The organism is Oleiphilus sp. HI0086 (assembly GCF_001635225.1).
Genome location: NZ_LWFZ01000824.1, coordinates 1 through 4,425, shown reverse-complemented (window position 1 = coordinate 4,425; position 4,425 = coordinate 1). Strand labels below are relative to the sequence as shown.

The window sequence follows — 4,425 nt, the reverse complement described above, 5'->3', positions numbered from 1 at the left end:
CCGACATCATGGCGGTTTCCAGAACAATTGAAAACTTTGCTTCTGGAGACCAGTTATCTGGACTACTACTTTTTGTCACACTTGAACCTGGTAATTGAAATTTATCTCGCCAGGAATACAAGGTGGATAGGTTTATGTTTTCCTGGGCTGAAAACGTTCTTAATGATAACCCACTTTCAAGCCACTTCTTAACAATGGCTTCTTTAAACTCTTTTGAATAATGCTTCACTCATATTCTCTTACCGCCTCCTATTCAATTATTAAAAATTAACAGAGGCGACAACTATCCTGACACAGGGGGGAATCGTTGCATGAACGATTTGAAGACATCAAAAACTCAGTCACCTGTAAGAATGGCCAAGAAAGCCGTGCTGCTGATAGATTTATAATTGCAGCGTTAGCGGGTGAACTTGCCACCCATTTTGGTATTTTCCCATGGGTAGAAGGTTCGGCTATTCGCGCTTCAGTAATGCTTTTCAAAGAATGGAAGCTCACCAGGGGAAACGGCACTAGTGAGGACAGTCAAATACTAAAAAATATACATAAATTTATCAGTCGATATGGAGATAGCAAGTTCACTAATCTCAGCCACTTCAATGACAAAGTTCATGAACGTGCTGGATGGTGGAAAGAAATTAAGAATGATGATGGAACGTCAGCTAGAATTTGGATGTTCACTAGTTCAGGTTTAGAAATGAGCTGTCGAGGCTACGCTATTCGAAGAATAATCTCCGCTCTAAATAAATCGGAATGTATTGTTGAAAAAGATGCTGGTAAAAACAGCAAGAACACGCGACTAGGTAGTGATACCCAACGACTTTACTATCTAAAAATCAGTGAAGACCTATGCGGGAACATTCACTAACAAAGTTACCTTGTTGCACCATCAAAAATAAGAGGGCAACCACACAGCCCTCTTATCTATTACTAATTACCCTGTTCCACCTGTTACCCGTCAATCAAAGCCTGATCCAAATTTCACGTACTTGACTAAATGAAGATTCGATTCACTATCATCATCTGCATGTCCTTTACCTGAGCTAGCAGTGCAATATACAACTGTAGAATCGACAATCTTACGCAACTCTTCATCATCTTCTAGTCTTTGTGGAGGATTTAGATAATTACAACACTTAAACCTTCTACATCTGCGGCGCTCTAAGTCATAGAAAAGAATGATCACAGCCTCGTAAACACTGTAAAAGAATATCGGGGCGAAAGCCTTGTTCTGAGCTTTAATCAAGCTAAGGATTTCATCAGAATCATCCGAGTTATCAAAAACATTAAGACAAAAACTCATTAGGTACGAAGCTTGCTCCAACTTGAAATCTCGAACATAGTCAACTTCATTGATAAAGGAATTAATGTCCTGATAAGAACCAAAATCGTGAATCCAAGCACTTTCAGAAGCTGTGCGATAAGATGCCCGATTGTATTTCCGGTCAACCAATCGCCAATAAATTTCCATTCCCTGTAAAGCGAAGAACAACTTACGAACAGTGAACTTATTGATTGGGTCACGCAGAATGTTTTCTACCCAATAAGAATCAAGCATCACACTCTCTCCTCTCAGGCAGATTAAATAACGCCCTATCACTCTTAGTCTTCAAAAAGTGGTCCAATTGCTGCCTCAGACGAGGTTCGACGCTAGGGTCCTGGCTAACAGCAAATAATATCATCTTGCCGATAAGCAACCGCTTTCGTGTTTCTATTTTTCGATTCCGCACTTGAAGGTGCAGCTTCTCTAGCGAAAGTTTCTTTTCAATCAATGCTTTTTGCTGCTGTAAACGAGATAAACGCTTAGATTCCATGACTAGCTCCTTTTTATTATTTTTTTGTTTAGTCATTAAAGTTATTATAGAATAATACTGTTTTTATAACCAGTAAAATATACAACAAGAGCGCACTTAGGCAAACTCAAGAGTTTGCGTGCGTAGTACCTGCCAATAACAAAAATAAAAAAGGGGCAAGGATCATGGCGATTTATCATTTAAACGCAAAAACATTTTCTAGAAAAAAAGGCCAAAGCGCTGTGGCCGCAGCAGCTTATCGGTCAGCGACAAAATTAAAAGATCAGAGAAGTGGTGAAATATTCGATTACCGGCGAAAAAAAGGTGTGATTTTTAATCAGATTATAGTGCCTTCTAGTGCTCCTACATGGGCCCTAGTTCAAGAACAACTATGGAATGAAGTTGAGTCAGCCGAGAAGAGAAAAAATTCGACCGTTTTGAGAGAGGTTGAGGTCAGTTTGCCCCACGAGCTTCCTGATAATATCCAACAAAAGGTCGCTATAAAATTGGCAAATGAGATTTGTACTTCTCACAAAGTAGCAGCCCAGCTTTCCATTCATAAGCCTCACGAGCACAATAATGAAAAGAATATACATGCTCATATAATTTTTTCTACTCGGAGAATTGATAACTCTGGGCTTACTAAAAAAACGAGAGAATGGGATGACCGAACGAACGGGAAAAACGTAGTTAAATATTGGCGAAAGAAATGGGAAATTATTGCTAACGAAGAAATTGAAAAACTGAAGAACGTGGCATTGATAGATTGTCGCTCTTATAAGGAGAGAGGGTTAAATATTGAGCCAACTCAGCACAGAGGACCTTTTGCGACACGCCTAGAACGCGCTGGAAAAAGGTCAAGAATTGAGAAAAAGAATAAAGCTATAAAAGCAAGAAATAACATAGTTATTGAACGTGAAAAAGTTTCCATACAACGAAACTTAGAGAAAAAAAGATACTTTCCATCTGTGGGGCTTTCGAGATAACTTACAAACTTAAGCAAAGCAGTTAACTTTAAAGGAGTAATATGAGCGATTTCAATCTGACATATCCAACCAAGGGAAACCAGCAAGAGTCCAAGATCATCAGCTCAGGTGAACTGATTTTTCTAGTTGGTGCTAACGGTACAGGTAAATCAACTCTGATGCATAAGTTCTCTACACTAAACCCTAGAAGAACTAGGCATATAACAGCACATCGTCAAGTATGGTTTCGCTCAAACGCTCTCGACCTCACACCTGCAAGCAGAGAGCAACACGAACAGCAAGTTCTCAGTCAAGACCTTCAGCCTACTGCACGCTATCGAGATGACTTAGCAGTTCAAAGATCTCAAATTACTATTTTTGACCTAATAGATGCGGAAAACGTTGATGCCAGAAAGATTGCTGATGCACTAAGACAAGGAGACCGTCAAACTGCCGAGGAACTAGCTCAAGTACAGGCTCCACTTGCTAGAATGAATGACATATTGAGAATTTCCAATTTGAATATTCAAATTCAAATTGAACAGGGCAGTAAGCTCCTAGCCACTAGAGAAGGTGTTGCTCCTTACAGTATTGCGGAGCTTTCTGATGGTGAGCGCAATGCTATAATAATTATTTCTAGTGTTCTAACAGCTCCACCAAACACACTTATATTGTTAGATGAACCTGAAAGGCATCTTCACCGCTCTATCGTATCTCCTTTAATCAACACCTTACTAAACTATCGAAATGACTGTGCCTTTGTCGTTTCTACACACGATATTTCTTTACCACTAGATCAACAAAACTCTTCAGCATTACTTGTTAGGAAGTACAACCATACCCCACAGTTTTGGGATATAGATTACATCAATTCGGTAGATAGTTTAGACACTGAAATTGGAGAAGCAGTATTAGGAGCCAGAAGAAATATATTATTCATTGAGGGTAAATCAACAAGTTTAGACCTGCAAATTTACCAAATATTGTACCCAAATATTTCGATTAAACCTCTAGGTAGCTGTGTCGATGTTGAAAGAATTGTTCGCGGTATAAATCAGTCTGATGAAAACCACTGGGTCAAGGCCGTCGGAATTATTGATAGAGATAATAGGGATGAGAGTGAATGTCGGGATCTAGAAAATTTTGGCGTTATCGCAATTGATCAATACTCAGTTGAATCAATCTATTATCACCCTATCTTGATCAAAGCAATGCTGGAACGCGTTGCGTTGATCAATGATATAGATCCAAATAATACATATGAAGAATTAGTATCCTCATTTACAAAATCTTTTGAACCTCACATTAATAGAATGGCAGCAAGATTGGTAGAACGAAGAGTAAGAGACGAGCTGCTTAAAAAAGCACCGAATTGGAAATTAATTCTCCAAGAACCAACAAGTTTTGAATTTTCGACTCAATCTCTTTTCGAGGAAGAGAAATCTCTGTTACAAGGCTTGATCGAAAATCAAGATATTGAAAAAATGATTTCACGCTATCCGATTAGAGAAACTCCCGCTCTCGAAAGTATTTCGAAGGCACTCTGTTTTCCAACTCAAGCAATGTATGAACAAGCCATCAGAAAAATGCTTATTGATGAAAAAGGGGTTCGTGAGCAGTTGAAATCTTTAGTTGATAAAATTACCACTGCGATTGCAAACTAAATTTTA

6 protein-coding genes are annotated in these 4,425 nt (G+C 38.8%); 3 read left to right on the top strand and 3 right to left on the bottom strand.

Going from position 1 to position 4,425, the window contains the following annotated elements:
- Positions 1-229 (bottom strand): transposase (locus tag A3756_RS14760; RefSeq protein WP_156490494.1); only part of this gene is annotated, 229 nt, incomplete at its 3' end.
- 78 nt (positions 230-307) lie between these two features.
- Here A3756_RS14760 and A3756_RS14755 point away from each other — a divergent pair.
- The gene (locus A3756_RS14755) at positions 308-865 is read left to right on the top strand and encodes a hypothetical protein (RefSeq protein ID WP_068553770.1); all 558 of its coding nucleotides are present in this window, start codon (positions 308-310) and stop codon (positions 863-865) included.
- 90 nt (positions 866-955) lie between these two features.
- Here A3756_RS14755 and A3756_RS14750 read toward each other — a convergent pair whose 3' ends face one another.
- A complete protein-coding gene (locus A3756_RS14750) occupies positions 956-1,555 on the bottom strand; it encodes a hypothetical protein (protein ID WP_068553769.1) in 600 nt (199 codons plus the stop codon).
- Complete coding sequence (locus A3756_RS14745) at positions 1,548-1,811, bottom strand: hypothetical protein (RefSeq protein WP_068553768.1); 264 nt, start codon at positions 1,809-1,811, stop codon at positions 1,548-1,550. Before A3756_RS14745 ends, A3756_RS14750 begins: the two co-directional genes overlap by 8 nt.
- A gap of 164 nt (positions 1,812-1,975) precedes the next feature.
- Between A3756_RS14745 and mobQ the strand changes: the two genes are divergently transcribed.
- Together mobQ and A3756_RS14735 are read left to right on the top strand one after the other, a co-directional pair.
- On the top strand, positions 1,976-2,776 hold the full coding sequence (gene mobQ, locus A3756_RS14740; RefSeq protein ID WP_068553767.1) for a MobQ family relaxase: 801 nt from the start codon (positions 1,976-1,978) through the stop codon (positions 2,774-2,776).
- Positions 2,777-2,817: 41 nt separating this feature from the next.
- Positions 2,818-4,419 (top strand): AAA family ATPase, encoded by a 1,602-nt coding sequence (locus A3756_RS14735; RefSeq protein ID WP_068553766.1) that lies wholly within the window; start codon positions 2,818-2,820, stop codon positions 4,417-4,419.
- Positions 4,420-4,425: the final 6 nt, after the last annotated feature.

Bases quoted from the DNA above. Each gene is read 5' to 3' on its own strand.
- A3756_RS14750 (WP_068553769.1), bottom strand. From the start codon at position 1,555: ATGCTTGATTCTTATTGGGTAGAAAACATTCTGCGTGACCCAATCAAT.
- mobQ (WP_068553767.1), top strand. From the start codon at position 1,976: ATGGCGATTTATCATTTAAACGCAAAAACATTTTCTAGAAAAAAAGGC.
- A3756_RS14735 (WP_068553766.1), top strand. From the start codon at position 2,818: ATGAGCGATTTCAATCTGACATATCCAACCAAGGGAAACCAGCAAGAG.
- A3756_RS14745 (WP_068553768.1), bottom strand. From the start codon at position 1,811: ATGGAATCTAAGCGTTTATCTCGTTTACAGCAGCAAAAAGCATTGATT.